The 24,813-nt window shown below is 63.8% G+C and carries 24 protein-coding genes and 2 pseudogenes; 9 read left to right on the plus strand and 17 right to left on the minus strand.

The features are described 5' to 3' along the window. The 5 genes from HU752_RS11925 to HU752_RS11945 all read right to left on the minus strand — a co-directional run bounded on the left by HU752_RS11925 (position 1) and on the right by HU752_RS11945 (position 4,639). Positions 1 to 645: a C39 family peptidase gene (locus HU752_RS11925; RefSeq protein WP_225920125.1), complete on the minus strand. Its 645-nt coding sequence runs from the start codon at positions 643 to 645 to the stop codon at positions 1 to 3. After that, positions 642 to 1,913, minus strand: coding sequence for a transporter (locus HU752_RS11930; RefSeq protein WP_186680466.1), 1,272 nt, complete (start codon positions 1,911 to 1,913; stop codon positions 642 to 644). The genes HU752_RS11925 and HU752_RS11930 overlap by 4 nt, the downstream gene beginning before the upstream one ends. A 77-nt stretch (positions 1,914 to 1,990) precedes the next feature. Continuing rightward, the gene (locus HU752_RS11935) at positions 1,991 to 2,491 is read right to left on the minus strand and encodes a hypothetical protein (RefSeq protein ID WP_186680464.1); all 501 of its coding nucleotides are present in this window, start codon (positions 2,489 to 2,491) and stop codon (positions 1,991 to 1,993) included. A gap of 52 nt (positions 2,492 to 2,543) precedes the next feature. Beyond that, complete coding sequence (locus HU752_RS11940; protein WP_186680461.1) at positions 2,544 to 3,035, minus strand: hypothetical protein; 492 nt, start codon at positions 3,033 to 3,035, stop codon at positions 2,544 to 2,546. A gap of 707 nt (positions 3,036 to 3,742) precedes the next feature. After that, entirely contained in the window at positions 3,743 to 4,639 is an 897-nt protein-coding gene (locus tag HU752_RS11945) for a DMT family transporter (protein WP_186680458.1), read from the minus strand. Between the two features lie 110 nt (positions 4,640 to 4,749). Here HU752_RS11945 and HU752_RS11950 point away from each other — a divergent pair, with 110 nt between their 5' ends. The 3 genes from HU752_RS11950 to HU752_RS11960 all read left to right on the plus strand — a co-directional run bounded on the left by HU752_RS11950 (position 4,750) and on the right by HU752_RS11960 (position 8,119). Beyond that, positions 4,750 to 6,081 carry an aminotransferase-like domain-containing protein gene (locus HU752_RS11950; RefSeq protein ID WP_186680455.1) on the plus strand — a complete coding sequence of 444 codons (1,332 nt, stop codon included), beginning with the start codon at positions 4,750 to 4,752 and terminating at the stop codon, positions 6,079 to 6,081. A 75-nt stretch (positions 6,082 to 6,156) separates the two neighbouring features. Beyond that, on the plus strand, positions 6,157 to 7,056 hold the full coding sequence (locus tag HU752_RS11955) for a hypothetical protein (RefSeq protein ID WP_186680452.1): 900 nt from the start codon (positions 6,157 to 6,159) through the stop codon (positions 7,054 to 7,056). 382 nt (positions 7,057 to 7,438) lie between these two features. Continuing rightward, complete coding sequence (locus HU752_RS11960) at positions 7,439 to 8,119, plus strand: ATPase (protein WP_186680449.1); 681 nt, start codon at positions 7,439 to 7,441, stop codon at positions 8,117 to 8,119. A gap of 13 nt (positions 8,120 to 8,132) precedes the next feature. Here the strand turns inward: HU752_RS11960 and HU752_RS11965 are convergent, their stop codons facing one another. The 3 genes from HU752_RS11965 to HU752_RS11975 all read right to left on the minus strand — a co-directional run bounded on the left by HU752_RS11965 (position 8,133) and on the right by HU752_RS11975 (position 10,582). Continuing rightward, a complete protein-coding gene (locus HU752_RS11965) occupies positions 8,133 to 8,462 on the minus strand; it encodes a hypothetical protein (RefSeq protein WP_186680447.1) in 330 nt (109 codons plus the stop codon). Between the two features lie 93 nt (positions 8,463 to 8,555). Beyond that, complete coding sequence (locus tag HU752_RS11970) at positions 8,556 to 9,920, minus strand: ATP-binding protein (protein WP_186680445.1); 1,365 nt, start codon at positions 9,918 to 9,920, stop codon at positions 8,556 to 8,558. Next, positions 9,917 to 10,582 carry a response regulator gene (locus HU752_RS11975; RefSeq protein WP_186680797.1) on the minus strand — a complete coding sequence of 222 codons (666 nt, stop codon included), beginning with the start codon at positions 10,580 to 10,582 and terminating at the stop codon, positions 9,917 to 9,919. Before HU752_RS11975 ends, HU752_RS11970 begins: the two co-directional genes overlap by 4 nt. 150 nt (positions 10,583 to 10,732) lie before the next feature. On the opposite strand from HU752_RS11975, the gene HU752_RS11980 reads away from it, so the two are divergent. Further along, positions 10,733 to 12,406, plus strand: a complete 1,674-nt coding sequence (locus tag HU752_RS11980; RefSeq protein WP_186680444.1) for a phosphoethanolamine transferase — start codon at positions 10,733 to 10,735, stop codon at positions 12,404 to 12,406. 18 nt (positions 12,407 to 12,424) lie between these two features. On the opposite strand, the pseudogene HU752_RS11985 reads toward HU752_RS11980, so the two are convergent. Beyond that, positions 12,425 to 13,072, minus strand: a pseudogene (locus tag HU752_RS11985) (sterol desaturase family protein); the annotation flags it as partial. 207 nt (positions 13,073 to 13,279) lie between these two features. Here HU752_RS11985 and HU752_RS11990 point away from each other — a divergent pair. The 3 genes from HU752_RS11990 (at position 13,280) to HU752_RS12000 (ending at position 17,225) form a co-directional block, all read left to right on the plus strand. Continuing rightward, positions 13,280 to 13,789, plus strand: coding sequence for a sigma-70 family RNA polymerase sigma factor (locus HU752_RS11990; RefSeq protein WP_186680440.1), 510 nt, complete (start codon positions 13,280 to 13,282; stop codon positions 13,787 to 13,789). After that, complete coding sequence (locus tag HU752_RS11995; RefSeq protein WP_186680438.1) at positions 13,789 to 14,751, plus strand: FecR domain-containing protein; 963 nt, start codon at positions 13,789 to 13,791, stop codon at positions 14,749 to 14,751. The genes HU752_RS11990 and HU752_RS11995 overlap by 1 nt, the downstream gene beginning before the upstream one ends. Positions 14,752 to 14,819: 68 nt before the next feature. Next, entirely contained in the window at positions 14,820 to 17,225 is a 2,406-nt protein-coding gene (locus HU752_RS12000; protein ID WP_186680437.1) for a TonB-dependent receptor, read from the plus strand. 51 nt (positions 17,226 to 17,276) lie between these two features. Here HU752_RS12000 and HU752_RS12005 read toward each other — a convergent pair whose 3' ends face one another. Further along, complete coding sequence (locus HU752_RS12005) at positions 17,277 to 17,639, minus strand: hypothetical protein (RefSeq protein WP_186680435.1); 363 nt, start codon at positions 17,637 to 17,639, stop codon at positions 17,277 to 17,279. 9 nt (positions 17,640 to 17,648) lie between these two features. Next, complete coding sequence (locus HU752_RS12010) at positions 17,649 to 18,140, minus strand: hypothetical protein (RefSeq protein ID WP_186680432.1); 492 nt, start codon at positions 18,138 to 18,140, stop codon at positions 17,649 to 17,651. 160 nt (positions 18,141 to 18,300) lie between these two features. Here HU752_RS12010 and HU752_RS12015 point away from each other — a divergent pair, with 160 nt between their 5' ends. Further along, positions 18,301 to 18,627: a hypothetical protein gene (locus HU752_RS12015; protein ID WP_186680430.1), complete on the plus strand. Its 327-nt coding sequence runs from the start codon at positions 18,301 to 18,303 to the stop codon at positions 18,625 to 18,627. Between the two features lie 105 nt (positions 18,628 to 18,732). Here HU752_RS12015 and HU752_RS32120 read toward each other — a convergent pair whose 3' ends face one another. The 3 genes and pseudogenes from HU752_RS32120 to HU752_RS12025 all read right to left on the minus strand — a co-directional run bounded on the left by HU752_RS32120 (position 18,733) and on the right by HU752_RS12025 (position 21,345). Further along, complete coding sequence (locus HU752_RS32120; protein ID WP_437182364.1) at positions 18,733 to 19,608, minus strand: methyl-accepting chemotaxis protein; 876 nt, start codon at positions 19,606 to 19,608, stop codon at positions 18,733 to 18,735. Beyond that, positions 19,591 to 20,406: pseudogene (locus tag HU752_RS32125) on the minus strand (MCP four helix bundle domain-containing protein); the annotation flags it as partial. The pseudogene HU752_RS32125 and the gene HU752_RS32120, both read right to left, overlap by 18 nt. A gap of 123 nt (positions 20,407 to 20,529) precedes the next feature. Further along, positions 20,530 to 21,345: an AraC family transcriptional regulator gene (locus HU752_RS12025; protein WP_186680426.1), complete on the minus strand. Its 816-nt coding sequence runs from the start codon at positions 21,343 to 21,345 to the stop codon at positions 20,530 to 20,532. A gap of 78 nt (positions 21,346 to 21,423) precedes the next feature. Between HU752_RS12025 and HU752_RS12030 the strand changes: the two genes are divergently transcribed. Further along, positions 21,424 to 22,623 carry an MFS transporter gene (locus tag HU752_RS12030; protein ID WP_225920126.1) on the plus strand — a complete coding sequence of 400 codons (1,200 nt, stop codon included), beginning with the start codon at positions 21,424 to 21,426 and terminating at the stop codon, positions 22,621 to 22,623. Here HU752_RS12030 and HU752_RS12035 read toward each other — a convergent pair. The 3 genes from HU752_RS12035 to HU752_RS12045 form a co-directional block, all read right to left on the minus strand. Beyond that, a complete protein-coding gene (locus tag HU752_RS12035; RefSeq protein WP_017903523.1) occupies positions 22,611 to 23,084 on the minus strand; it encodes a hypothetical protein in 474 nt (157 codons plus the stop codon). The genes HU752_RS12030 and HU752_RS12035 overlap by 13 nt on opposite strands. After that, entirely contained in the window at positions 23,081 to 24,190 is a 1,110-nt protein-coding gene (locus HU752_RS12040; protein ID WP_186680424.1) for a saccharopine dehydrogenase family protein, read from the minus strand. The genes HU752_RS12035 and HU752_RS12040 overlap by 4 nt, the downstream gene beginning before the upstream one ends. A 186-nt stretch (positions 24,191 to 24,376) precedes the next feature. Continuing rightward, entirely contained in the window at positions 24,377 to 24,736 is a 360-nt protein-coding gene (locus tag HU752_RS12045; protein WP_186680422.1) for a VOC family protein, read from the minus strand. Positions 24,737 to 24,813 lie beyond the last annotated feature (77 nt).

Consider the following 24,813-nt stretch of genomic DNA (forward strand, 5'->3'; position numbering starts at 1 on the left):
TCAACGGCTGGACGGGCCCAGCAGGGTCCTGACCACCTCGGTCTCTGGGGCCACCTGGCGGCTGCCCGGAAGCGCCAGCAGGGGCGCCCCGGCGCGGCTGGCGCCGGTACGGCCGACGATCAGTGTTTCTCCCCGCCATTGCCTGAACAGCTCGAACAGTGGCATGCGCAGGTGACCGCGCGCCGGGTCTGCGAGAAAGGCATGGCCCTGGCTGATGCCCTTGAGCACCACGAAATGATTGAGCCGTTGCCGGCGCAGCAGGATGATCACCGGAACGTCCAACTGGTGTGCCGCCTCTGGTGGCAGCAGCACGCCGGAGGCTTCGTAGCCCAAGTGCTCGGCGGCCCCCTTGAGGTCCAGCATCGAGAATCCTTGCAGAATCCGCTCGTGCATCTCGGCTTCCGACAGGCGCAGCACGATATCCGCCAGGACATGTTCTTCGCTGACCGGTTCGCCGAGGTAGTGTTCCAGCAGTATGGTCAGGGCCGCAGCACCGCAGGAGTAATCGAGGGTCTGGCGTTGGATGCCGTGCAGGCGCAGTTGGCTTATCGACTGCAACCGTGGCCCGGCTGTCGCGACGACCGGGCTGCTGGGCAGCCCGAGCAGGAGCAGCACCAGCACGCCCAGCAGCCATGGGGCGTTCAATTGAAGCGCCGCTTGAAATGGGTCGACAGGGCGGCGGGTCCGGCCTCGTCGTTCAGGCCGAGGCTGATTTCCGGGGAGACCACCCAGTCCTCGCTGAGCCGATAGGCGGCACTGAAGGACAGTTCAAGCGGATCCGCATCGGAGCCGTGGATGGTCTGGTGGTCGGCCCGCAGGTTGGCGCTGTAGGCATAGGACAACCGGCCGCCGAGAGACAGTCGTTCGTTGAGGGCGAAGCCGACCCCGGCATAGCCCTTGAGTACCCAGCCGGGCTTTATGTGATAACCGTCGAGGGTTCTGGCGAAGGAGTACTGGTAGCCGACTCCGCCGAAGAGGATGGCCGGGTCGGTGCTACGCACGAAGGCTATCCCGGGCGTCAGGCTCCAGTGCCCGGAGCCGTTGTTCAGCGGGTCTTTCCAACTGTTGAAAACATCGTTGTAGCGCTTCTGCCCGGTCGGGATGTTGATATCCAGGCTGAGGGCGATCGCCGGCGTGTCGGCGTCCTCCTCGACGATCTGGTACTGGACCCCGAGGGCGATATCGGCCAGGCGCCAGGCATCGGCCTTGCGCACGAACTCGTTGCCGGAGATGTCCTGGACATGACTGTAGGTCAGCGGCAGGCTGAGATAGGCCTCGAGGTGACGCTGGAGTCCGGTGCGCAAGGTCGGACGCAGCTCCAGCTGGCGTGCCGAATAGGACGAGCGCTGAAAGTGACCGGCCTGGGGCAGGCCGTACTGGATCCGGCTCTGCTTGTAGGCGAGGCCGAGGTCCAGTTCATGTTCGCCGGGGGGGAGCAGCACGGTGGAACCCGTAAGGAAATCGAGCGGAGGTTGGGCCGGTTGGTCCTCGCCGTAGCGATGATCCGAAGCCCCGGCCTTGGTGTTTTCCTGCATGAGGGGACCGCTGGGACGGAAGCGAGCCAGGCTTACGATCTGGGAGACATCGACAGGCGTGGTGCCGAATGTCGCTGATTCCAGCAGCGTTCGGTTGTCCGTGGTGGCCTTCAGTTGCCCGGTGGCCTTTTCGCCGCTGGCAAACAGCAGGGTATAGGGGGTATTGCTGCCGATCGCGAGGATATCCGTTGTCGGTACCCTGACGGCCGAGCCGTAGTGAGTATCGAAGATGCATAGCCCGTCACTGAACGAGATGATGCTACCGGACAACCGGTCGCCGTTCTTCAGCAGCAGGTTGTCGGCCAATGCCGGCGGGGTGTCGTAGAGATAGAAAAAGATCACGCTGATACTGCCGAGCAACTTCAAGGGGCTGAGCATTGTTGCGTCCTTGCCTCATGCCGAGGCAGTAGCCAGCCACGCCGAGAGAGCGTGGCCTGGTGGGTTGCTGCGGGGAGTCAGGACAGTGCGATGCCGAGCCGGCTGACATACTCGGCCATCTTCGGATCGTTTCTTATGCCTTCGAGGAACTCCTGATGGAGCTTTTCGTTCATGGAACGAGAGTTGAGGGCGGCGTATTTCGAATCGTCGTCGATGAGACCGTTTCGTTCGTACAGCGCTTTCATGTGAGATTGCAGCAGATTGAAGTAGTCATCTAATTCCCCGGACGAAAGACTCGAAAATTTTGCATCGCCAATGGCTGATGTTCCATCTGGTAGAATGATGATTTCGATCACGAACTCACTCCACCAGCTTGGTATCGTCCCTACTGGAACAGGCGGGTCCATAACATCGGATGTCTCGGCGGCAGCGGCGCTGATGCTGACTTGGTCAGAGCGATTTTTCGTGCTTTCAGGGGGGGCTATTGAAAAATGCTCCTGGTCTTTTTTTTGAGGCGTTATTGTTTTCTGGGTGGACGAGTTATATGTGTATGGTGATAGGCTGCTGTTGATATTCATGAGGGTGCCTTTCGTGGGAGGATGTTTTTTGGGAGCGGTTGTTAAGACTGGGTCACCAAGAGAAAGTCGAGATTGGTCGATTCCAGCTGGTTTCTCTCCAGCCGAAATTTAATGGCGTACCATTGTCGCTGAGCGCCTGATAATGATGGTCGACCTCTACTGCATTGCTTGCATTCCAGTTTCCTCCGGGGGCGTCCGATTTATCTGCAAGCCAACGGTCTCCGGCAGCCAGATATTCTTTTCCGTTTTCTATGTATTTATGGTTTTTATGAGGATTCCACTCGCTACCTACCGAGTAGTAAGATCTGTAGTCGTGCTCATTGCCAAAACGCTTCAGTCGGATGTTGTATGTCTTCAGGCCTTGCTTAACGCTGGGGTAGGGATGGCCAGTAATTCTTGCAGTGCCTTTGATCTTGCTGAGGCTTTCGTCATCAAGGACAGTTACTTTGATGCCTTTGGCTTCAAGCGATGAAATGATGGGTGACTGCGCGAAGCTGACGGCTGGCAGGAAGAATATGGCTAGCAGTATGTGGCTGATTTTCATTTTTAACTCCAGATTCGATTTTCAATCAAAATAGATGGTCCCATGTCTTGTCTTTCGATCAGGCAGGCGGCGGTATTGATCTCTTGGCTGTGGGAAGGCCAGTGTTTATTTTTGTAAGCGGATATTTGATATTTTTTGAATTTGTTTGATAACTACCCGAACGGATAGTTTTTTTGTTATTTGGAAATAAGAAGTATTGTTTTAGGGTTGTGCGTGAATATATGTGGGAAGTGGCTGTGGCTTAAGGACTACAAAAATAGTTTGATTGTTGAGGAAGGGAAGGATTATTGGTTCTGTGTTGTCTGGGCTCACGCTATCGCCAGCAAGCCGGTTCCTACAGGGGGTGGTGGTGCCTGGAATATCCAGAACACCTCAACGTTCTGCTTCTGCTTTGGCTTTTGATCTACCGGCCCTGTTCCCAGCCGGCTGAGTGGAGGTTCTGTTTCGAGAGTCGCCCGGCAGGGAGGCCGGGCGAGCCGTGTTGGGCCATGGATGGCCCGTCACGGCGTGCTCTCGAAACAGGACCGCAGCGAAGGAACCCTCGCGTAGCGAGGGCCAATGGAGGGGCTAGACCTTTTGGTTCCTTTTGGGGCGTTTGCCAAAAGGAACTCGCCCGTAAAGGGCGAAACAGAGACATCAGCCAAACGCGCAAACGGATATGTCCCCACTCTCTACAAACACACAAACCATCGATTCAACAACCGAGGCTACCGAGAAAACCTCCTGGCCCCCGCCACACAAAAAATCACCGCCACCGTCACCCCCAGCATCCCCAGGCTCACCTGCTCATGCAGCAACGTCGCCGCCAGCGCCAGCCCGAAGAAAGGCTGCAACAACTGCAACTGCCCCACCGCCGCAATCCCCCCCTGGGCCAACCCCCGATACCAGAACACAAACCCGATCAACATACTGAACAACGACACATACCCCAGACAAATCCAGGCCGCCGAACTGATGCCCGAAAAGCTCGCCGGCCTACAGAACCCGCTCAACACCAGCATCACCGGCAACGACAACACCAGCGCCCAGCAGATCACCTGCCAACCGCCAAGTGTGCGCGACAGCCTGGCCCCCTCGGCATAGCCCAACCCGCAGACCAGAATCGCCAGCAGCATCAGCAGGTCCCCCAGGGGCGCGGCACTGAGCCCCTGGGCCAGTGCATACCCCACCACCAGCAGGCTGCCCAGTATTGAAAAACACCAGAACGCCGCCCGTGGCCGCTCACCACCACGCAGCACACCAAAGACCGCCGTCGCCAGCGGCAGCAGGCCGACGAACACGATCGAGTGCGCCGACGTCACATACTGCAACGCCAGCGCCGTCAGCAACGGAAAGCCGACGACAACGCCCAGGGCCACCACCAGCAGCGGCAGCAACTGCTCCCGGGCCGGGCGCCGCGCCCTGAACAGCCACAGCAGGGCCAGAGCCAGCAAGCCGGCGATGCTCGCCCGGGCCACCGTGAGGAACACCGGGTCGAACTCCAGCACCGCCAACCGCGTGGTGGGCAGGGACCCGCTGAAGATCACCACGCCGATCAGGCCGTTGAGCCAGCCACTCGTGCGCTGGCGGGTCGTCGATTGTTGTACGTTCGATAGCTGTTCCATCCGGCAGCAGTCTCCTGGGCAGGGGGCGCGTCCCCAGATCGGGGTTGCATGAAAGGCATGCTAGGATCGACTATGATGACAATCAAAAAATTGTCATGGATACACTTTGCATGCCTCGCCTGCGCTACAAGACCCTGGTCGACACCCTGGCCGCGGATATCCGTTCGGGCCGGCTGTCGCCCGGCAGCCGCCTGCCGACCCATCGCCAGTTGGCCGAAACCCACGGTGTGGCGCTGGTGACGGCGACCAGGGTCTATGGCGAGCTGGAAAACATGGGCCTGGTCAGCGGCGAAACCGGTCGCGGCACGTTCGTCCGGGAAACCACCCTGCCGCCGGGGCAGGGCATCGACCAGCCGGAGATTGCCGTGGGCGTGGCTGACCTCAACTTCAACTACCCCTCGTTGCCCGGCCAGTCGGAATTGCTGCGCAACGGCCTGCGGCAACTGGCACTGTCAGGTGACCTGGAATCGCTGCTGCGCTACCAGCCCCATGCGGGCCGCCAGCACGAGCGCGCTATCGTGGCACGTCACCTGCGGGTTCGTGGGGTCAAGGTCGGTGCCGAGCAGGTACTGATCGTCGACGGTGCCCAGCATGGCCTGGCGGTGACGATGATGGCCTTGCTGCAACCCGGCGACGTCATCGCCGCCGATGCGTTGACCTATTCCGGCTTCAAGGTCATCGCCGAGGCCCTGCACCTGGAAATCCTGCCGATCCCGGTGCTCGACCACGGCCCCGACCTGCAGGCGCTGGACCAGCTCTGCCGAACCCGCCGAGTCCGTGCGCTCTACAGCATCCCGACGCTGCACAATCCACTGGGCTGGGTACTGGACCTCGACCAGCGCGAGCAACTGGTGGCGCTGGCCCGTCGGCACGATCTGTTGCTGATCGAGGATGGCGCCTATGCCTTCCTGGCCGAAGACCCGCCGGCACCGCTGATCGAGCTGGCACCGGAGCGGACGATCTATGTTTCGGGGCTGTCGAAGAATGTCGCCACCGGCCTGCGGGTCGGTTTCGTCGCCGCGCCATTGGCCAAGGTGCCGTTGTTGCAGCGGGCAATCAGGGCCACCACCTGGAATACCCCGGGGGTGATGACGGCCCTGGCCTGCGCCTGGCTCGAGGACGGCACGGTGGCGCGCCTGGAAACCGAGAAGCGCCGCGACGCCCGCGTCCGCCAGGCGCTGGCTGCCGAAGTACTGGCGGGATTGCCGTGCATCACCCATCCGGCTTCCTACTTCCTATGGCTGCCGCTGGCCGAAGAGGCGCGGGCGGACCGGATCACCAAGGCGTTGCTCGACCTGGATGTCTCGGTCTCGACCGCCGAGCCGTTTGCGGTCGGCGCCCATGTACCGCATGCGCTGCGCCTGGCGCTAGGTTCGGTGGACCTGGCGGTGTTGCGCGAGGCGCTGCGCAAGGTCCGGTGGGTGGTCGAGGCCGCCTCCTGATCACGGTTGCCCGCCAGGCCTGTGTTACCGTGAAGGCTGGCTCGAACCCCGCCAAGACCAGGATTGCCAGGCACCATGGCCGACACTGACTACGAACGCTACGCCCGGTTCCACACGCCGGACCCGCGCATCGCCGAACGCGAGCGGGCCGCGATGTCCCCGGAAGAAAAGGCCTGGGCGCTGGACAAGGGCAGTGGACACCGCAGTGGCTGGCTGAACTGGGTGATCCTGCCGGTGGTGATCGGTCTGTGGGCGCCGATGGTGTGCATCATCCTGGTGTTGCTGGCCTATCAGGCGTTGTTCGCGCCCGGGTTCGATCCGCAGCAGCATAGGGAGGCCATCCTCACGGCCATACAGGCGAGCACCCTGTTGCTTTTCATCGTGTGGGTGGCCTGGAACCGCCACCGTGCGCGCCACGATCCACGACTGCTCTATTGGCGGGACCTGCCCGAGGTGGCCGAGGTCGAGCTGGAGCGGCACACCCTGGTGTCGGCGTTCAGCCTGTGGTCGAGCAATTACGACCCGGATAATCCGCAAGTCGCGCGGTGGGCCGATGGGCGAATTCAGCAGGTCGCCGACAGTGGGGTGGTGCAGTGGCTGTTGGCGCAGACCGCCGAGGGCCGCTGGCTGGTGCTGTGCGAGCGGGTTGCCGGGGTGTTTCGCGGCCATGGCACGCAAGTGCGCCCAGCAGCGGCCAGCCAGTGGCCGTTGAGCGAGGAGCTGGCGATCGCCTTCGCTCCCCGGACCAACATCCCCCTCGGGCTGCGTTTTTCCGGAGCAGCGCTGGCGCTGGCTGAAACCGGCCATTGGTTGAGCCGCGGCGATCTCGACAGGCTGGCCCGCATCGCCCATCACTGGACGTTCTTCGCACCGGAGCGTTATGCGCTGATCAACCCCTCGGACGTTCCCTGGCTCGAGGCGCTGTTGCGCCGGGCGCAGTCCGCTGTCGTCGACAGCCTGCCATCCACCGTCTGAGAAAGGTTCTCGAAAGGCTGTTGCTCAGACGCAAAAACCTGGATTTCAGGCTCGATAGTCCAGCGGGTTATAGCTCTGGCCCGGGGCTTGTGGATTATTGAACGCAGGCTGTCCAAAGCGTCAGAAAAACCCTACATCGGTGCTAGCGCTCTGCTAGGCTAGAGCCTGTATCTGCAGCATCTGTGTGGCGGTTGCGTAAGCAGTAGCTCGGCCTACTGCCAGGGAAGGAGGTTCGAGGTCGGCGCACATGTCAGCCCTTGCAGCTCGCTACCTTTCATCATTCGTTCGGTTGATAGTGACCATCAAAAAACGCAAGTTCTGTTTTTTGGGCGAAAGAGGAAGATAGCGTCATACCGAACCTGCTTTTGAAGGAACCCAAGCGATGAAAATTTCAACCCTGCTGGCTTTTGTCGCCGTCCTCACCACAGGTATCGCCACCGTTCCCGCCCAGGCTGCCGAAAGCACCAAGGGCGACCAGTCCTGCCACTTCCTGCCGGTGGCCGACAGCAGCTTCAGCCTGAAGCAGGCGCGTTCGGTCGGGGTGCTCTACAGCGAAAACACCGTCAACACCCTCGAGTACCTGGAGCGCTACCACAGCGTGGCGCTGAACGGGGCGAAGAACGATGCCCTCGACTCGCGCATCAGCAGCGCCTTCGTCAGCAGCTCCGACCCGAAACTGGCGATCGACTGGCTCAAGGCTTCGCTACAGCAGCAGTTCGCTTCGGTGACCGTCTACGACAACCTCGATGCCGTGGTGAAGGCCCGTCCCGACGTGGTGGTGATGCTCGATACCTACAGCCGCCTGGTGACCAAGCGCAACAACCAGTTCGAGGCCCGTTTCATCGCCAAGTTCTATGACTCGAACCTGCAGTACATCGGCCAGGCCGAAGGCTCCACCGGCAAGCAACTGTCTTCCGTGTGGGTCAAGGGCAAGGCTGCACCGGAAATCGCCGCGCAGATCAACCAGCAGCGTGACCTGCAGGTCGATGCGCTGAAACAGTTCGATGCTTCGCTCAAGGCCCTGGTGACTTCGGGCGGTGTCGACCGGGTGGCGACTAACTGAGCACGCGCCGCGATCAGCGGCGTGCCAGCTTGTACTTGACGCAATCCTCGTAGAAACCGCGGCGAATGGCCTCAGGCTTGAGCCGCGACTTGCTGTCATAGGTCTGTTCGGTGATGCCCAGGGCCATCATGCGCATCCAGCCCTTGCTGAACTTGTAGGCCTGGATCTTCTGCCGCGCGGCGTACAGCGACACCCCCGACAGTTTCAGTTCCTGTGCCCGTGCCGCGGTGCCGGCGCCCCAACTGCACATGTAGCGATCATTGGCCTTCAGTTCCCTGCCGTCAGCGCACAGCGCAACGCCTGCCAGGGAAAACGAGATCAGCGTGGTCCATAGGGTTCGCATTTAAACTCAACCTAACTGCCTGAAAATAAAGTGATTCTGGCTGTTGCTGAGTCATCGCGGGGCCATCAATGTGCCTGCTGCTGGGCCTTGGGATCAAGTGTCGCCTGGCGTCGGCAGGTTCAGTTCCACGCACAATCCTCCTTGGGCCCGATTGCTGAACGCCAGGCTGCCCCCCAGGCGCCGGGCGATCACCTCGACGATCGACAGGCCGAGCCCCGCACCCTGCGGGTTGCCGGCGCTGTAGAACCGGTCGCACAAGCGGCCGAGCAATTCGTCGCTCACGCCTGGCCCTTGGTCCATGATCCGCAGCCGCGTGTCCGGGCCGCTGCGTTCAAGCACGATCTGTATTTCGCTTTGCGCCGGGGCGAAGTTCAGCGCATTGCCTACCAGGTTCTGCAGCAGGATGGAGAGGGCAGTGGGGTCGGCGAGCAGCGGAACGTCATCATCGCTGTCCAGTATCAGTTCGACCTGGCGCCCCCACGCCAGGGGCGTCAGCTCGGCCAGTTCCTCGCGCACCAACGCGGCCAGGTTCAACAGCTGCCGTGGCTGGTCTTCCGGTTGCAGGCGGGCCATGGTCAGCAGTTGGCTGACGATTCGGGTCGCCCGGCTGACGCCCTGGCGCAGGAAGGCCAGGGCCTCGTCGCGCTCTTCGGCGGTGGTTGCGGCCTGGGCGTTCCGGGCATGGATGTCGAGCACTGCCAATGGCGTGCGCAGTTCGTGGGCGGCGTCGGCAATGAAACGTCTTTCGCGTTCCAGCAGCCTGCCCAGTTGTTCCAACAGGCGGTCCAGGGTAGCGCGCATGGGTTGCAGTTCCGGTGGCAACGGGCCGGCCTGCAGTGGCTCGAGGCTGTCCACTGCCCGGTTGCGCAGGTGGCGATGCAGGCGCTGCAACGGCCTGAGGCCCCAGCCCAGCAGCGCCCAGATCACCACGACCAGCAGTGGCAGGCCGATCAGCGTCGGCCAGAGGGTGTGCTGGACGATACGCTGGATCAGGTCCTGGCGCAGGTCGTCGCGTTCGCCGACCCAGATCTGCAGGCCCTGTTGCTCGTCCCTGAGCAGGAATCCGCACCATTGCCGGTCGCCGTCGCTGAAGTCATGGGCGCCGGCGGGTGGCGGTGTGGCCAGCGCCGGGGCATCCAGGGAGCGCGATAGCAGCCGGCCCTGGTCATCCCAGATCTGGAAAGTCAGCAGGGTTTCGTAGGGGTGCATGTGCCCCTCGTTGCCGATCCGTGACATGGCCCGGCCGAAGGCCGCCTGCAAGCGGCCCCAGTCGGTGTCCCGGGTGGGCTGCTGTTCGAGCAGGCCCTGCAGCAGGCGAGCCGACTGCACCATCTGCGCATCGTAGATTTCCTCGATTTCCCGGTGACTGTCGCGCAGCGCCAGCCAGGCCAGGGTCAGACTGCCGACGATCACCAGCAGCAGGGTCGGGGCGAGGATCCGGGTGCGGATGGACATCATGGCTGCGCGGCCAGCAGGTAGCCGACCCCGCGCACCGTGCGGATCAGGCTGCTGTCGAGTTTCTTGCGCAGGTTGTGGATCAGCACCTCAAGGGTGTTGCCCGGTCCGCTGTCCTGCCAGCCATACAGCGCGGCGCTGAGGCGTTCGCGGGTGATGACGGCGCCCGGACGGCTGAGCAACTGGTGCAGCAGTTGATACTCCATGGGAGTCATCAGCGTTGGCCGGCCCAGGTAATGCACCTGTTGCGTCGCCGGGTTCAGGCGGATGCCGGCGTGTTCCAGCCATGGCTGGGCACGCCCCTGGCTGCGCCGTAGCAGGGCGCGGATGCGCGCCTTGAGTTCGTCCAGGTCGAAGGGCTTGACCAGGTAGTCGTCGGCGCCGGCGTCCAGGCCCAGCACCCGGTCGGCCTTGGCGTCGCGGGCGGTCAGCACCAGCACCGGGACGTCGCCGTGGGGCAGGGCACGGGTCTCGCGCAACAGGCTCAGCCCGTCCAGCTGTGGCAGGCCGAGGTCCAGCAGGACCAGGTCGAAACGCTCGCAGCGCAAGGCATGGGCGGCCTGGCGACCGTCGGCCAGCCAGTCCAGTGCGTAGCCTTCGCCGCGCAGGGCCACCTGGATCCCGCGCGCCAGTGCCTCATCGTCTTCCACCAGTAATACCCGCACAGCCCGGTCCTCATGCCCGTCAAAGGCGCCATCATCGCTATCGCGGAGCATTCGGACAGGGTTCAAATGTAACAACCCGTTGCCCGCTAAGACTGGATTAAGCTTCGGCCCCGATCTTGGGTCGTGCTCGATTCACTTGCGGACCTGCCCATGTCGATCTCCCTGTTGTCCTCCCGTCCCTCTGGCCGCTCGCGCGCCTGGCTCAACCTGCTGGGGCTGACCTCCCTCAGTTGCCTGTTGTTGCTGCTCGATGATTTCCTGCAACAGTTGTTCACCGCGAACAACCGTGCCGAGCTGGAACTGGCCTATGTGGTGACCCTGTGGCTGTTCAGCGCCGCGCTCTGGCTGTGCAACCTGCGTTACGTGGTGCTGGCGATCCTGCTGCTGTTTGCCGGCATGCAGTTGCTGCAACTGGGCAATATCAGCTTTTTCGGGGAGCCGCTGAGCGCCATCGATCTCAAGGCCATGAGCGGTGACCTGGGCGAAGTGCGCGCCGGAGCCTGGTACGGGCTGGCCGGGCACTGGCCGGTGCTGCTGTGCGTCGCCTTTCCCTATGGTGCGCTGATCTACCTGCATCTGCGCCTGCCGGGGCGGATCGAGTTGCCGGCCAGCCGTTGGGCGTTGCTGCTGATTGCCGTGGTACTGTTGTCCAAACCCTACCGGGCCACCTACCGCAACCTCGACGCCTTCGTTCCGAGTGCCAGCCGTAGTGCGCTGCACAACAGCCTCAACAGCTTCTCGGCCTGGTCGGTGCGCCTGGCCTTCCGACCCGAGACGGTGTTGCCGGTGGCGCCGTTCAAGCCCTATGAGTTGACCTCCATTCCCAGCAGTGCCAGGCATGTCTGGCTGGTGGTGGCCGACTCGTTGCGCAGTGATCGCCTCGGAGTGTTCGGTTATGAGCGCGATACCACGCCGCGACTCGCCGAGTATCTGGCGCGGCATCCGAGCGCGCTGGTGCGCCCGGGGATTGCCGCCGGGGTCGCCACCGATGTCAGCCTGCCGTATCTGCTCAACCCGATCCGCGAGCCGGGCCAGGACCACCGGCTGCGCAGCGGCGACACCAGCCTGTTCCGCCTGGCCCAGGCGGCAGGCTTTCGTACCTACTGGCTGTCGTCCCAGGAATCCAAGCTGCTGGCGAACCTGGGCAGCCGCTACATGGATGTGTCGATCACCCGCGAGGACCATCCGCTGCGTTTCCTGCAGAGTCAGGACGGGGCCCTGCTGGACGTGCTCGACCAGCAGCGCTGGGGACCGCGCAATTTCGTCGTGCTGAACCTGCGCACCGCGCACCTGCCCTACGCGAACAACTACCGCCACGAGCGCCGGCCGATGCCTTGGCCGGACACCGGCAGCGGTGGCCAGGCCAATGCCTACGACAACTCGATCCACTACCTGGACTCGCTGCTGGCGCAGATCGTCGAGGACTTCGACAAACTGGAAGGCGAGCGCTACCTGATCATCACCGGCGACCACGGCCAGCGCCTGGGCGAGGACGGCCAGTGGGGGCATAACGACCTGGTGCCGCAGGTCAGCGATGTGCCGGTGATCGTGGTATCGCGCGATGCCCCGAGTGGTGCGCTGGAGGAAATGGCCGCCGAGCGCTGGGTCAGCCATTACGAGGCCGGGCGTTGGCTGGCGGCACGGCTGGGCACGCGCATCGACAATCCCAACCAGCGCGCCAACGAGTATTTCGTGCATGGCAAGCTGCTGTTCGGCGACAACTTCATCCAGCGGGTCTGCGAGTCCCCCACCGGACTGGTTCACCAGCCGCCGCAGCAGCTCAGTCAACTGCTGCCGAACCTGCCGGAAACACCCTGCGGCTGAGGGCGGTCAGTCTTCCAGCGGCTCCCAGTGCAGGGTGCCGAACAGATAGTCCATCAGCGGCAGGACGATATTGAAGTTGCGCTCCTGCATCAGCTCGCGCCGGTGGTGCAGCTCATGCAGCCGGCGCATCTGGCGGATCCACGGCAGGCGTGCCAGCGGATGGCTCGCCGGCAGGTGCTCGCAGGCATGGAACACCTCGTAGGCCAGGTAGCCGAGCAGGGTGCCGCTGGCGAACAGCGCCGCGACATTGGCGTTGAATGGCAGGATCAGCAGCCACAGCGGCAGGGCGAATGCCAGACTGTGGAGCATGATGAGCCAGGCGGGGAACAGCACCACCCGCCAATCCCGGGCCTGATCGCAAGTCATGTAGCCGGGGCCGAAGAAACTGTGGTGGTCACCGGTATGGCGGGCGTAGAACAGCCGGGCGAAAGCCTGCCGGTGGTGGCCCAGCCAGCGGTGCACGACGTAGATGCACAGGTTGAAGAACAACAACGACAGCGGCAGGGCCAGCCACTCCAGCCCCTGCACCTGGTGCAGCGAGCTCCAGAGCAGGGCGATGCAGGACACGCCGTAGGCCAGGACGAAGCCACCGTGCAGCCAGGGGTTGTAGCGGGGGTGAATCGCGGCGCGGTAACGCGCGCGGAAGTCCGGGATGGGGTTGCGCATGGTGCGGCTCCAGCTGTTGTTATTATTCATCGCAGCTTAGCAGCCCTGGTTTATCCGCGAACGGGGTGCTAAATCCAGCGCTAAACGGTGCCAAATCCGGGGCGTGCCGACATCGGAGTGCGAGTGTTTTGTACGAAAAGACTTGGTTTGTGGATGGAACACTAATTAGAATCAGTCTCATTTAACACCTCGCCCAGGTCCTCTCCCATGACTGATGCCGTGACGCCAACGGAGCAAACCCTGCACACGCTGTACCGTGATCACGGCAGTTGGCTGGAGGGCTGGTTGCGGCGGCGCATGGGCAATGCCTGGGATGCCGCCGACCTGAGTCATGACACCTTCCTGCGGGTGCTGTCCAGCGCGCAGCCGCTGGTCGACCTGCGTGAGCCGCGGGCGTTCCTGCTGACGGTCGGCAAGCGCCTGCTGAGCAATTTCTACACCCGGCGCAGCCTGGAGCAGGCCTATCTGGAGGCCCTGGCGCAGTTGCCCGAGGCCTGCGTACCGTCGCCGGAGCAGCGCTGGCTGCTGCTCGAAACCCTGCAGGCGCTGGACGAACTGCTCGATGGCATGCCCGCCGTGGTCCGGCGCGCCTTTCTCTGGAGCCAGCTCGAAGGGCTGGGCTATCGCGAGATCGCCGAGCGCTTGCAGGTCTCGGAGCGCACGGTCAAGCGCTACATGGCCCAGGCCTACGAGCACTGCCTGTTGGTGGAGCTCTGATGCCGTCCGCCGTTACGCCCGAAGCCCGGGCTGTCGCACGCGCCGCAGGACAATGGCTGGCACTGATGGAGTCGGGCGCGGCCAACGATGACGATCGCCGCCAGTTGCAGCACTGGCGTGACAGCAGCAGTGCCCACGAATCCGCCTGGCAGAAGGCCCAGCTGTTGCGCCAGCGCTTCTGCGGCCTGCCCACGGCGTTGGCCATGGCTACCCTGGACCGTCCGGACCCGGGCCGGCGCGCCGTGCTCAAGCGTGCCCTCGGCGTGGCGGCGCTGGTACCGGCCGCCTGGCTGATCAGCCGGCAACTGCCGCTGGATGCCTGGCAGGCCGACCTGCAGACCGCGACGGGCGAGCGCAAGCGCTTCCCGCTGGCCGATGGCAGCACCCTGCAACTCAACACCGCCAGTGCGGTGAATGTCGACCTGCAGGCGCGGTTGCTGACCCTGGTGCGTGGCGAAATGGCCCTCAAGGTTCCGGGCAGCACCGCCCTGACCATCCAGGCACCGTACGGCCGCATTGCCGTCAGCCACGGCGAAGTCTGCGTACGCCTTGATACACAGGCGTGCCGGGTATCGGTGGTCAGTGGCGCGGTGCAGGTGCAGCCGCTGCAGGGGCCGCCGATATCGCTGGGCGAGGGCCAGGAGGTCATCCTGGGTGCTTCCGGTGCGGGAGTGCCGAAGGCATTCGACGGACAGCTGCCGGGTTGGCGCGAGGGTGTGCTGATGGCACAGAACCAGCCATTGGGCGACTTCCTGCGCGAGCTGGGTCGCTATCGCAGCGGCCTGTTGCGCTGGGATCCGGTGCTCGAAACGCTACGCCTGACCGGCAGCTTCCGCCTCGACAATACCGACCGCATCCTCGAACTGCTGACCGCCAGCCTGCCGGTGGACGTACACATGCGCACCCGCTACTGGGTCACCCTGGCGCCGCGCAAAAAAACCGCAGGAAAAAACAGTGCCTGAAGGCTGTCCCTTTTTTTCACCTCACCGGTCATTCCAGGTAAGTGAACAAAATACGAGAGCTTTCTCCCATGCCGGCAGTCCCCCCTTTGCGTTTGCGTCCGTTGTTGCGTTTCGGCCTTGTGCTGAGCCTCAGTTCCACACCGTTGCTGGTTGCATCCGCCTGGGCGGAAAACGGTGCCCGCCGTAGCTACGAGGTCCCGGCCGGCAGCCTCGGCGCGGCCCTGACCCGGTTCGCCGGGCTGGCGGGGGTCAACCTCTCGGTCGATCCGGCGCTGGTCAGTGGGCACGCCAGCAGCGGCCTGTCCGGTGAATACGGGGTCGAAGAGGGCTTCGCTCGTCTGTTGCAGGGCTCGGGCCTGCAACTGGTGCCGGTGGGCAACCAGGCCTACACCCTGGTTCCTGCCCCGCAGGGCAGTGGCAGCCTGCAGTTGCCGGCCACCTCGATTCTCGGTGCCGATGGGACGACGGCTGGCCAGGCGTATGCCGGTGGCCAGGTCGCGCGGCGGGGCTCGCAGGGCCTGCTGGGCTCGCGGGACTTCATGGAGACCCCGTTCAGCATGACCACCTACACCAGCGAGGCGGTGAAGAACCAGCAGGCGCGGACTCTTGGCGACTTGATCGCCAGCGATCCTTCGGTGCGGGCGACCAATCCGGCGGGCGGGCGCTACGAGCAGTTCACCATCCGCGGATTCAGCCTGTTCAACAGCGATGTGTCTTACAACGGCCTGTATGGCGTACTGCCGACCTACACCATCGACATGGAAATGGCCGACCGTGTGGACATCCTCAAGGGCCCGAGCCAGCTGATCAACGGCATCTCGCCGCGCGGCAGCGTCGGCGGTGGCATCAACGTGGTGCCCAAGCGCGCCACCGACAAGCCGATCACCGAGTTCACCGGCAGCTATGCCTCTGACAGCCAGACCGGCGGCGCTGTGGATATCGGGCGACGTTTCGGTGACGAGAACCAGTTCGGTGTCCGCTTCAACGGGGTGAAGCAGTCCGGCGACACCACCTGGGATCACCAGAGCGTCGACCGTCAAATGGCGGTGCTGGGCCTGGACTTCCGTGGTGAACGCCTGCGCCTGTCGACGGACATCGGCCACACCGAGCGTGACACCGATGCGCCGCAGGAGCGGGTACAGATTGGCGCCAATGCGAAGGTGCCGAACCCCAACGATGTACACCGCAACTATGCGCAGGCCTGGAGCTGGGCGCACACCAAGGACACCTTCGGCACGCTCAATGGCGAGTACGACCTCAGCGACTCGGTGATGGTCTATGGCGGTGTCGGCCTGCGCAAGAGCAACCACGACTTTCTGCGCCATGCCGTCTCGATCACCAACAATGCTGGCGATTTCAGCGTGCCGCCGCGCGACTTCACCCGTGACGAGAACGTCCGCACCGCGACGATGGGCGTACGCAGCTGGTTCCACACCGGCGCCGTCAGCCATGAGCTGAACCTGGCGGCCAGCGATTTCTACATGGACTTCACCAACGGCGGTGCCCGTTACGCGGCGGGCAGCAGCAACCTCTACAACCCGGTACAGACACCGGAGCCGGTCACGCCCACCCGCTACGACGACAAGGTCTATACCGAGAACCGCTTCACTGGCCTGGCACTGTCCGATACGCTGGGTTTTTTCGATGACCGCCTGTTGCTGACGCTGGGTGCCCGCTGGCAGCGGGTCAAGGTCGATGACTGGACCAACGGCATCAAGGGCGAAACTTCCTACGACGAAGAAAAGATCTCGCCATCGGGCGGCATTCTGTTCAAGGCCACCGACGAGCTGTCGTTGTACGCCAACTACATGGAGGGCCTGAGCCAGGGCAAGATCGCCCCGTCGACCTCACGCAACGAGGACGAGATCTTCCCGCCATTCATCAGTCGCCAGGTCGAGGTCGGTGCCAAGTATGACTTCGGTTCCTTCGCCTTGACTGCCGCGGCGTTCCAGATCCGCCAGCCGGCCTACGAGACCAACGCCACCTCGCGGCTCTTCGGTCCGAACGGCAAGCGCCAGAACCGCGGCGTGGAGCTGAGCGCGTTCGGCGAGCCGCTCAAGGGCTTCCGCCTGCTCGGTGGGGTGATGTACATCGACAGCAAGCTGACCAACACCACCAACGGTACCTATGACGGCAACCGTGCCCCGGCCACGCCCGAGTACAACGTCAACCTCGGTGCCGAATGGGATGTTCCCGGTGTCGAGGGGTTGACCCTGACCGGCCGCGGCATCTACTCCAGCTCGCAGTACCTGGACCAGGCCAACAGCAAGGAAATCGACAGTTGGGAGCGATTCGACGTCGGTGCCCGCTACGCCTTCAAGTTCGACGACAAGGCCATCACCCTGCGTGCCAGCGTCGAGAACGTCATGGACAAGCGCTACTGGAGCTCGGCCGGCGCCTCGGATGACAGCGAGCCCGGGCTGACCCTGTCGACGCCAAGGACCTATCTGCTGTCGGCGACCGTCGGCTTCTGATCCAGGTGTGATGATGCTTGAGCGTGTCTGGACAGGCACGTTCGTGTGCTGTTAAACGACATGGAGGACGATGTTCAGGGCGCCGTTTTTCATGTCGTGGAGAAAGTCGATCTGCGATCTGCTGATAAAGAACATTGATCCTGCCTGGGTTTCAGCCGGCATCGAGAAACAGGGGGAGAGCTGGTTGCGCAGCCTTTCGGGAAATGCGATGAGCAGATCAACGCCCTGGTATTCAATGGAGCCGCCAGTTCCCGTACAGATGAGGTTCAATGTCGCAGGGCCAGCCTGGCTCTGTTCGATGGGCAAACGAGTAGTTGTCCCGACTCTGCATTTGCGAATGGCCCGCGAGATGGTATTGAAGTCTTTCGGAGCACCGAAGAGGTGAGCTTCGTCGCCGTCTATTTTCAAACGCACACTGCTTCCCTATGCCTGAGAGGCCTTCTCGGCCCATGCCTCGTTACTGCGATAGCGGCCCAGCCCCAGTGCGTCGAATTCGTCCTGGCCCGTTTGCACCGTGACGCCGATATGGCGCAATGCCCGACTGATCGGAGAGTCGGGCCAGGCGCTCATGTGGTCCTCGTCGTCGCCCAGATTCAGGATGACCTCGCCCTTGTGCCAGATAACGGCGTCCTGTCCGCCAGTGCCTCCGTGAATGTAGGTAGCTGCATAGAGGATAGGCCCCTGGTCGGAAAGCCTTGACGCCAGCTCGGTGATTCCCACGGCCAGCTCGCCCGAATGAGGCACTGCTGCCGTCGTGTGAGCCGTTGCCTGACTCTGCAATTGCACTTCGACCGTGTGGGTGACAGGAATCAGGGCCAGTCCCTGGGGAAGGGGACATATCGCTGCTGCCGGGAGCAGGCTGCGGGCTTTTGTCAGCGTTTCGAGCGGTCCGATGAGAACCTGAATCCAATGCACGCAATCTCTCTCCCTTCGATAATTGGCAACTGTCGGTTCTGTAACCAGGCCTGTCGTGTTGAGAATCATTAAACCGATCACAGCAGACGACAGACAACTCTGGTAAAGTTCGTTAGCTTACTACATATCAAGTTGCCTACCTGTAATCGAGACACCCGCAATGAGCAATGACCTGAGCGAAGAGGAGATGCGCCTGGCGCTGTTCGGCTCTTCGCGTCCGAGTGCCGAACCGATCGCCCCGCCAGCCCCTGAACCCGAGGTGGTTGTCACACCTGCCGCTCCACCCAAGCGCCGGCCGGTGGCCAAGGCGCTGTCGCCCAAGCTGCGGGTGATCCTGCATGCGACCAGGGAGTTCGAAGGCGAGATCGAGGAGTTGGTGTATGACGCCAATACCCTCAGCACCTTCACCGCCGAGCAGGAAGCCAAGGCTGCGGCGAAAAAGAAGAAGTTCCGCTATTTCGACGTGGTTTCGATCAAGCCGATCTAGTGCCCTCCGGCTCGGGCGCCGGGTGCAGATCGATATGCTGACTTGGGTGCAACGGCCTTGCACCGTTGCACCCGGGGCTTGCCGGTCAGGCGCCGGGCCCAGGCCTCACAACGAGAACCGCGCCAGCATTCCATCCAGTTCCACCGCCAGGCGGCCCAGTTCCTGACTGGCGCTGCTGGTCTGTGCCGCGCCGCTGGCCGTTTGCATCGACAGGTCGCGGATGCGCACCAGGTTGCGGTCCACTTCACGGGCCACCTGGGCCTGCTGCTCGGCGGCGGTGGCAATCACCAGGTTGCGCTGGTCGATGCCGGCCACCGAGCTGGAAATGCTCCCCAGCACGTCCTTGGCCACCTGCGCGCGCTGGCGCGTATGGCCGGCCTGGGTGGCGCTCTCGGCCAGGGCCTGGACCGTCTGGTCGGTACCCTGGTGAATGCCTTCCATCATCTGTTCGATTTCCCGGGTCGAGGCGTCGGTGCGATGCGCCAGCCCGCGCACCTCGTCGGCCACCACGGCGAAGCCGCGGCCGGCTTCCCCCGCCCGGGCCGCCTCGATGGCCGCGTTGAGCGCGAGCAGGTTGGTCTGGGCGGCGACGCTGCGAATCACTTCCAGCACCTTGCTGATGCCCTGGGTTTCGTTCGCCAGGGCCTGGGCCCGCAGGCTCGCCTGTTCGACCTGGTCGGCCAGGACACTGATATCGGCCATGGTCTCGTCCAGTTGCGCCTGGCCCTCGCGCACGGCGCTGCTGGAACTGCGCGATTCGCTGGAGGTTTCCACCGCATTGCGGGCGACTTCCTCCACCACCTGGCTCATCTGGGTCACGGCAGTGGCGGCGTGTTCGATCTCGCCGTACTGCTGGTGCAGGTCCTGGGCACTGTCGTGCATGATCGCGCCCATTTCCTGGGTGGCCGCGTTCAGGCGGCCGACGGCACCACCGATCTGCTGGATCACCCCGTGCAACTGGTCGCGCATGTGCCCGAGCATCTGCAGCAGTTGCGCGACTTCGTCGCGGCCATGGTCGACCACTTGCTGGCTGAGGTCGCCGGCGGCCACGGTCTTGGCCACCTGCAGGGCCTGCTGCAGCGGCCGGGTGATGCTCACGCCCAGGCGCCAGGCCTGCAACAGCATCAGCGCCAGTGCCACGGCGATGACGATCGGCAGCAGCAGGCGCACCTGCTGGAAGGTGCTGGCGGCGTTTTCCAGGGATTGCGCGCTGGTCTGCTTGTTCAGTTCGCGCAGCAGTTGCACTTGCATGTCCATCAACGCGCCCTGGTTGGCCAGGCCGTTGCCGGACAGGTTGCTGGCCTCGCTCAGTCGCTTCTGCTCGACCAGCTCGATGGCCTGCCTGAACAGGTCGACGAACTGCTGCGCGGCATCCTGCAGCAACTTGATCGAGTCGCGCTCGGTGCCTTCCGGCACCTTCGCCAGGTAGTCGGTGAAGCCCTGGTCCACCTCGGCACTGAGCTGCTGCAGGTTGATCTTGCGGTTGGTCAGTTCGGCCGGATCGTTGGCATACACCAGCAACAGGGCGGCCTCGGTACGCATCTTGCCCAGGTCGATGGCAATGGCGTCGGCCTGGGCGATACTCGACAGCGGTCCTTGCTCGATCAATTCGCCTTCGTGGCGAATGTGCTGCAGGGCCGTCAGGCACAGCCCACCCAGGGCAACCAGCAGCAGGGCGCACAGGCCGAAACTGGCCAGCAGGCGCTTGCCGATGCTCAGGCGGCGTAGCAGGGCGGGGCGGTGGGACGGCTTGCGGAGAAAGGCAAAACGGAATTTCACGACGGCGGGCTCTCTTGGACGCTACGTCATGATTTGTAACAGTATTACATGATGGCTTTATGTCATTAATGTGAAAACGGCCAAAAGCTGACTTTCTGGCGCCGGGATCACGGCAGGAAGGGGTCAACGGCGCTCCAGGTAGTCCCGGGGCGACTCGCCCAGCAGGCGCCTGAACATCGCCGAGAAGGCGCTGGGGCTGGCAAAGCCCAGGCTGTCGGCAATGCGATTGATCGGTTCGCCCGCTTCGAGCAGGGTCAGGGCCCGGGCCACCCGGACCTGCTGTACCCACTGCCGGTAGGTGATGCCGGTTTCCCTGATGAATAGCCGGATCAGGGTCCGGGTGCTGGCACCGACCACCTCGGACCACTGCTCGATGGTCCGCGACTCGGCCGGTTCCTCCAGGATCTGCTGGCAGATCGCGGCCAGGCGACGGTCCTGCGGCCAGGGAATCTCCAGCGGTACCGTCCGCGAGTGTTCGAGCTTGTGCAGGATCAGCGCGACGATGCTGCGGTTGGGCAGGTCGTCCGGGTACAGCATCGGCTGTTCGGCCAGGGCCAGGATCAGTTCGCGCAGCAGCGTGTCGACCTCGATCACCTTGACCCGCTCGCCAAATCGTTCGGCCTGGCTGCGCTCGACGTAGATCGTGCGCATCCGTGTGTCGCTGAGCATGACCTGGTCATGCACCACTCCCGCCGGAATCCATAACCCGCGCTGGGGCGGGATGTACCAGATGCCATTTTCACTGGCGACCCGCATCAGGCCCTTGCTGGCGTAGAGGAACTGCCCCCGTGGGTGGCTGTGCGGCGCGTTGTAGCTGCCCGCCGCCTGATCGCGGGAGAAGGCGGTGATCACCCGGGGCAGGTCCTGGTAGTCGTGATAGTCGTCGCTGTGCCCCTCGGATTTGAGGCTGTCACTTTGGCGACGAATGTTGGCATTCATGCAAAACCGTCCAGGTCGATGGCGAAATTAGTATTTGCCACAGAAATCAGTTCAGCGATAGAGATCTGGAGGCAGCGCATGTCAATCGCAGTGGTACAGAGAACACGAGCAATCGAATTCATGGCGGGCCTCGGCCTGTTTATCCTGGCGCTTTCCCTGCGCCCGGGCATCGTCTCGGTCGGGCCGCTGGTCGGCGCGATACAGGCCGAGTTCGGCCTGCGGCACGCCCAGGCGGCGTTGCTGACAGCGATACCGGACGTGTGCATGGGCCTGTTCGCCATCTTCATCCCGCGCATCGGCCGCCGTTTCGGCAATGATCGGGTGGTGCTGTTTTCCCTGGCCCTGCTCGGGGCCGCGATGGTCCTGCGGGCCTACGCCGGGTCGTCGGCCAGCCTGCTGTTTTCGACCTTCCTGGTGGGTGTCGGTGTCGCCATTTCGGGGCCGTTGATCGGCGGCTGGATCAAGAGCCACTTCGCCAGCCATGCGGCCATGCTCATGGGCATCTACGCCGCCGGGCTGGGCATCGGTGCCACCCTGGCGGCGGTGGGCAGCGAGTACGTGGCGCTGGCCGAAGGTGGCTGGCGCCTGGCGGCGGGGATCTGGGCGGTGCTTTGCGTGTTCGCCATGATCAGCTGGCAGCGCCTGGCGACTGTGTTCCCGTCCCGGCCGCAGGCCGTGCAAGGCGCCAGCAGCCCGGTCAGCCAGCCGGCATTTCGCCGTGGCCGGGCCTGGCTGATCGCGGTGTACTTCGGCCTGGGCCAGTTCGTCTGCTACGCCTGCTTCGCCTGGGTGGGCGAGAGCAGTCGTGAGCTGGCGATCAACAGCTTGGGTTCAGGGCTCAACCTGGGCCTGTTCGCGGCCATCATCGCGATCAGCAGTTTCGTTTCCGGGGTCATGACCCGTTCCACGCCTGATCGCCGTGCCTGGCTGGGCGGGTCGGCCATGCTCTCGGCCGCCGGGGCTGCAGCACTCTGGCTGGCCCCGGGCCTGCTCGGTGCGTTGCCGATCGTCGCCATCGCCCTGGGCCAGGGCACCTGTTTCGCCCTGGCGATGACCTTGCCGCTGGACAACACCCACACCCATGAACAAGCAGGGCAGTGGACTGCCTTCATGTTGTTCATCGGCTACCTGGTGGCGGCGCTGGGGCCATTCGCCTTCGGCTTCCTGCGTGACCACACCGGCACCTTCGAGGCCTCCTACGGCCTGCTGGTCGCGGCCTCGCTGGCGATGCTGGTGCTGACGCCGTTGCTCAAGCCGCACAGGCATCAGCAGGCTTGATTGTCCTTCCTGTTACGCAGATACCCGGCCATCGCAGCAAAGCGTTGCCGGGTTTCATGTTCGAAAATCCGGTTGACCAGCGGGTCCAGCAGCCAGCCGAGCCAGCGTGGTCGCAGTTGCACGTTGAAGGTGTAGATCAGCTCCGAGGTGTCGTTACCCAGGTCACGGTGGCGCATCGACGCGGCCCATCCGTGAAACCAGCCGGCCGGTTCGACCAGCACCGCAGCCGCGACCTTGGATGGCACGTAGTTGACGAAGCGGGTACGCAGGGAAAAGTGGCGCTTCCAGCCGCGCCCCTGGTTGAAGGTGATGGCGCCGATGTAGGGATGGCTGCCACCACCTTCAACCCCGGCGGCGGAGAGCAGAGTGTCCCACTGCCGGCGTACCTCATGGTTGTGGAACGCCTCGAAGGCGTCGGCTGCGCTGGCGGGCATGACCAGCGTGATTCGACGTTGTGTCACTGAGCGCCCTCGACAATCGCCGAGGTGAAATTCCAGCGCTGGAATTCCGGTTCGAACTCTTCCAGTTGCAACAGGCCCATGCAGGGCATCGCACCACGCTGGTCGATATGCCCCTTCGCCAGTTTGCAGGCCAGCAGTACGGTAGCCATGCAGGGAATCTCCGGGCCATGGCCGCCGGGCGCGGTCAGTTGCCAGGTCAGGCTGCCGGGCGTGCCGTCCTGGCGCAGGCCGCGCAGGTGGACACGCATGGCGCCCAGGTCGCTACCGAAGCGGTCCAGGGCCTTTCTCGACAAGGCATCCAGCTGTGCGGCGAACCGGCTGATCGGCAGTGGTATGCCCAGGCGCCGCAAGCCTGCCGCCAGCCACAGGCCAGCATGCTCCAGGCGCAGTTCCAGTGCGGCATGGAACTCGACGTCGCGTACTCCAGGGTAGCGGCTCGGGAACAGCGCCAGGTCCGGCACGTCGCAGGCCGCGCCCCAGCGCCGGCCCATGCCGGTGAAGTGGAAGTTGCGGATGTCCTGCCAGCCATGGCGCTTGACCCAGGCACCGTCATTCCAGCGGTCGAAGGCCTGGCCGGCATAGCCGAATACCGCCTGGATGGTCGCCACGCCCCGGGGTGCCTGCTGGCCCGGGGCGATGGCGATGCTGATGCCATCCAGGCGGGAAAACGAGCTGGCGAGGTGGTCGACTACCGCAGAGGAGAGACCCGGTACGCTGCTGGCACCGGAGACGGCCAGGACACCGGCCGCCTGTGCCTGCGCATCGACATTGGCGGCGAAACGGTCGACGAAGTCGCGGCCGTCGGCCAGGTCGATGTAGTGTGCGCCGGCGGCACATGCCGCCAGGGCAACCCGATAGTCCTGGCCCTGGAAGGGCCCGGCGCAGTGGATGACCAGGTCCGGCCTGGCTTCGACAAGGCGTTGCTCGAAATCGCTGGCCTCGATATCAAGGCGCAAGGTGGCGACGGTCTGCCCATTGTCGAATGGGTGCCGGCCCGCGCTGGCGCTGCGACTGGCGGCAATCGGTTCCAGGCCGGGCTCCAGCGCCAGGCGCCGGCAGATACGCGCGCCGAAATTGCCCAGGCCGCCGATGACGATGATACGCACGATTCATCCTTGAATGAGGGGAGAGGGCGGCAGTATACGGGGTCACGGGGTGGACAAGGAAAGAGGGGCAACGCGGTCCCTGTAGGCGCCGGCTTGCTGGCGATAGCGGTGCATCAGTTGGCGAAGTTCTCGCCTGACAGTTCACTATCGCCAGCAAGCCGGCTCCCACAGGGACCGCGTACCGTACTATGGCTGCTGGTCGCTCCAGACCGCCAGCTCGTAGCCATCCGGGTCGATGAAGTGGAAGCGGCTGCCACCGGGGAACGAGAACCGTGCCCGGCTGATGGTCGCGCCCGCGGCTTCGAGCTTCCGCTGGATCGCCTCGAGGTCCTGCCCATAGAGAATCACCAGCGGCCCACCCGGCCGCACCGGCTCTCCGGTGGTGAAGCCGCCGGTCAGGCGGCCGTCGCTGAACTCGGTGTAGTTGGGGCCATAGTCGACGAAGCTCCAGCCGAACACCTCGCCATAGAAGGCCTTGCTGCGTGCGATGTCGCTGACGTTGAACTCGATGTTGTCGATCTGCCGATCCTTGCCTCGAACACTCATGTTGACTTCCCTGTTGTCGAATGTGGGCGGCGAGTCTAACCGATGACGGCGTCGTTGTGCGCCTGCCGGTGGCCGCC

It is taken from the genome of Pseudomonas vanderleydeniana, from assembly GCF_014268755.2.
Taxonomy (GTDB): domain Bacteria; phylum Pseudomonadota; class Gammaproteobacteria; order Pseudomonadales; family Pseudomonadaceae; genus Aquipseudomonas; species Aquipseudomonas vanderleydeniana.

What these genes read in the sequence shown, in the direction of transcription:
- HU752_RS11930 (WP_186680466.1), bottom strand. Translation starts at nt 1,913, where the DNA reads ATGCTCAGCCCCTTGAAGTTGCTCGGCAGTATCAGCGTGATCTTTTTC.
- HU752_RS11935 (WP_186680464.1), bottom strand. Translation starts at nt 2,491, where the DNA reads ATGAATATCAACAGCAGCCTATCACCATACACATATAACTCGTCCACC.
- HU752_RS11940 (WP_186680461.1), bottom strand. Translation starts at nt 3,035, where the DNA reads ATGAAAATCAGCCACATACTGCTAGCCATATTCTTCCTGCCAGCCGTC.
- HU752_RS11945 (WP_186680458.1), bottom strand. Translation starts at nt 4,639, where the DNA reads ATGGAACAGCTATCGAACGTACAACAATCGACGACCCGCCAGCGCACG.
- HU752_RS11950 (WP_186680455.1), top strand. Translation starts at nt 4,750, where the DNA reads ATGCCTCGCCTGCGCTACAAGACCCTGGTCGACACCCTGGCCGCGGAT.
- HU752_RS11955 (WP_186680452.1), top strand. Translation starts at nt 6,157, where the DNA reads ATGGCCGACACTGACTACGAACGCTACGCCCGGTTCCACACGCCGGAC.
- HU752_RS11960 (WP_186680449.1), top strand. Translation starts at nt 7,439, where the DNA reads ATGAAAATTTCAACCCTGCTGGCTTTTGTCGCCGTCCTCACCACAGGT.
- HU752_RS11965 (WP_186680447.1), bottom strand. Translation starts at nt 8,462, where the DNA reads ATGCGAACCCTATGGACCACGCTGATCTCGTTTTCCCTGGCAGGCGTT.
- HU752_RS11970 (WP_186680445.1), bottom strand. Translation starts at nt 9,920, where the DNA reads ATGATGTCCATCCGCACCCGGATCCTCGCCCCGACCCTGCTGCTGGTG.
- HU752_RS11980 (WP_186680444.1), top strand. Translation starts at nt 10,733, where the DNA reads ATGTCGATCTCCCTGTTGTCCTCCCGTCCCTCTGGCCGCTCGCGCGCC.
- HU752_RS11990 (WP_186680440.1), top strand. Translation starts at nt 13,280, where the DNA reads ATGACTGATGCCGTGACGCCAACGGAGCAAACCCTGCACACGCTGTAC.
- HU752_RS11995 (WP_186680438.1), top strand. Translation starts at nt 13,789, where the DNA reads ATGCCGTCCGCCGTTACGCCCGAAGCCCGGGCTGTCGCACGCGCCGCA.
- HU752_RS12000 (WP_186680437.1), top strand. Translation starts at nt 14,820, where the DNA reads ATGCCGGCAGTCCCCCCTTTGCGTTTGCGTCCGTTGTTGCGTTTCGGC.
- HU752_RS12015 (WP_186680430.1), top strand. Translation starts at nt 18,301, where the DNA reads ATGAGCAATGACCTGAGCGAAGAGGAGATGCGCCTGGCGCTGTTCGGC.
- HU752_RS32120 (WP_437182364.1), bottom strand. Translation starts at nt 19,608, where the DNA reads ATGCTCGGGCACATGCGCGACCAGTTGCACGGGGTGATCCAGCAGATC.
- HU752_RS12025 (WP_186680426.1), bottom strand. Translation starts at nt 21,345, where the DNA reads ATGAATGCCAACATTCGTCGCCAAAGTGACAGCCTCAAATCCGAGGGG.
- HU752_RS12030 (WP_225920126.1), top strand. Translation starts at nt 21,424, where the DNA reads ATGTCAATCGCAGTGGTACAGAGAACACGAGCAATCGAATTCATGGCG.
- HU752_RS12045 (WP_186680422.1), bottom strand. Translation starts at nt 24,736, where the DNA reads ATGAGTGTTCGAGGCAAGGATCGGCAGATCGACAACATCGAGTTCAAC.